Below are 866 nucleotides of genomic sequence, written 5' to 3'. Positions count from 1 at the left end.
CCATTAGGGATTCTCTAATGTTTTTCTTAAAATTCTTAACTCGGATATAATACGTAACCTGGTTGTTTTCCAGATATTTAAACAAATCCCTTCTGTAAAAGGCGCTGTCACCTCTGAATCTTATATTTCCGGTATTGTTCAATTGTGTAAATATCTGTTCAAGTTCTTCAATGATTCCATTAGAAGAATAAGCAGAGCCAGTTCTCAACAAAGATGAAAGTAAGAGCTTTGAATGGTATTCATTGATTATGAGTGGATGATATCCATTTTCCTGATAATGATGAATATAGGCACTGGCTTCCTGGTTGCCACAAGTTGTAACCATGGTGGAATCCGCATCAAGAATTGGATCATCTATATTTGTATTCACAAAATCATATGCAAGCTGAGTAATGATTTTTTTGAATTCATTGGTTGTATTTAAAGATACACGGTCATAGAAACGACTTACCGTAGCTTGAGAACATATCAAGGATTTGAGTGACAGTAAAGGATCATTAATTAATATTTTCTGATCAGACTGGTCATTATATCCCAGTAAACATTTGATAATTTGTTGAAACAAGATATTCGTGTTTGAATATACAGGAAGATGTCTTAAATCCACAAATGGAATAGAATCTAATAGTTTTTTCAAATTTATCTTTTTAAGAAATTGAGAAAGAAGAATGGATCCACCATCACTGGAAAGATTTCCACCGTTAAAATTAATCTTGTCAAAAAGTGAATTAGTTTGTATCATAGGTATGGCTCCTTTTTTTGGTTTTGACGCCTATATTATAGAGGAGCTTTTCTTATATGAAAAGTTCACCCAATGGGTGATAAGAAAAATTCGTAGATTTCCTTTAAATTAGGAACATTCTACG

At 32.4% G+C, this 866-nt stretch carries 1 protein-coding gene; it reads right to left on the bottom strand.

The features are described 5' to 3' along the window. Positions 1-742, bottom strand: a 742-nt coding sequence (locus H8911_RS12200) for a transposase (RefSeq protein WP_186999844.1), incomplete at its 3' end; no start/stop codon positions are given. Positions 743-866: the final 124 nt, after the last annotated feature.

Source organism: Holdemanella hominis (assembly GCF_014306155.1).
GTDB lineage: Bacteria > Bacillota_I > Bacilli_A > Erysipelotrichales > Erysipelotrichaceae > Holdemanella > Holdemanella hominis.
The sequence above is the reverse complement of the archived record's forward strand: the minus strand, read 5'-3'. Positions and strand labels throughout refer to the sequence as shown.